This window comes from Herbaspirillum sp. B65, assembly GCF_000333555.1.
GTDB lineage: Bacteria > Pseudomonadota > Gammaproteobacteria > Burkholderiales > Burkholderiaceae_D > Herbaspirillum > Herbaspirillum rubrisubalbicans.
The window spans coordinates 1-1,674 of the sequence record NZ_BADI01001116.1 but is presented as its reverse complement, the minus strand read 5'-3'; the positions used below and the strand labels follow the sequence as shown (position 1 = coordinate 1,674).

Annotated in this window: 1 protein-coding gene; it reads right to left on the bottom strand. The window is 68.4% G+C overall.

What is annotated here, in order from left to right; all coding sequences use genetic code 11:
• Window positions 1-1,674 (bottom strand): preprotein translocase subunit TatB (locus tag I5W_RS26435; protein WP_044531492.1); only part of this gene is annotated, 1,674 nt, incomplete at both ends.

The window sequence follows — 1,674 nt, the reverse complement described above, 5'->3', positions numbered from 1 at the left end:
ATATCCTTCCGCTGCTCAAGTGAAGCCAGGCGCGGCTCCGGGTCATCCCCGTGCGGACCATCCGTTCCCTCACCGTCATCCTCATCGTCGTCATCAGACTCATCCTGCACCGCCGCATGGGCCGGCAGGGGAAGAACGAAGAATAAAGGCCGGATGATGAAGCGACGCAACACCGCCCGCATGGCGACGTTGCGGGCGCGCCGCGGCAGGTCGCGCGAGCGCAGCGCCAGGGCCAGGGCGAACGCGAAGGCCACCGCCACCGACAGCAAGGCCGTGACCGCCACGCCACCGGCAGCCAGCCAGAAGGCTGGCGTCAGCAAGGCGCTCCAGCCCAGGCTGAAGACGGCCGCCGTCAGCGTACCCGCGGCCAACGTGACATGGCGGATATCCAGCGGCAGGCTGAAGAAGGCCGCCACCACCGGCGCCATGCCCAACAGCAGCGCCAGCGCCAGGCTGCCGGCGATGGTGGCGACGTTACGCTCCAGCCAGGCCGCGCAGCGCTGGGCGCGCAAGGGGCCCAGGCCATGCACCAGGCGGCGATGGTTGGAGACCACTTCACGCACCCGGCGCAGGGCAAACCAGTTATCGGCAAAGCCCGCCGCCAGGCTGGCCAGCCACAGCAGTACACCGGTCAGGGCGGCATACAGGGGCGTAGGGCCCACCAGCGAGAGCGACGCCAGGGTCTGGCGCGCCGTCTCCAGCGACATGGGCTTGCCGCCCAGCGCGAACCAGCCCAGGGCGCACAGCGCAGCCGTGACCGGGATCACCGCCAGCAAATTGCCGAAGATGCCGGCCGATTGCGAGCGCAGCAATTGCCCCGACTCGGCGATCAACTCACGCATCCCCTCGGCATCCAGGTCCCCCATGCGTGAAGCCAGAGCCGGTGCCGTCACCGCTGGCTGGCGCGTGGCCAGCACACCGCCCAGCGCGGCAATGAGCAAGAAGCTGGCGGCGTAGTTGAGCGAGGCCAGCGCCCCATCGACGAAGTGCACCACGCCCAGCGTGGACAGGCTCTGCTTGACCAGCGCCGTCCCGGCGATCACCGCGCCACCCAAGAGACCCGCGCGCATCACCTTGCGATAGCCGGCACCATCGCGGGCGATGGCTTGCTCGCGGTGGTCGGCATTGCGCTCCACCATCTTGCGCGCCAGCAGCGCAAAGCTGCGCCGCATCAGGCCGCGTACCGAATCGCGATGGTGGTGCGCAGCAATGAGGTCACACAGCAGCAACTGCATCCGCCCGGCACCCGCACCAGCTTTGGCCGCCAGTCCGGGAACAGCCGGGCTGATGAGCGGCCCCGGCACGCCCGAGCGTACATCGATCAGACGGCCGATGCGTTGCAGGTGCGCACGCATACGCTCGACGCGATAGACCAGGCTGACCGAGACGCCATATTCATCCAGATGCGCATAGATGCGATCGGTCTGCGCATGACACACGGCCACCAACATGCGCACGCTGCGCAGCGCCCCCAGGTCGCCCGGCTGCGCGCGCAGCCAGCTTTCCATTTCGCGCCGCAGGGCCAGGAAGGGCGTGGCGCGCATGGGCATCTTGGGTTCCAGGCGCTGGCGGAAGGCCGGGCTGATGCCATCGGCCACCACGGTGGTGGTGAGGTAGGTAATGGCTTCCTCGATCTGCTGCCAGTACATGTGCGAGATGCCATCGTCGGCCATC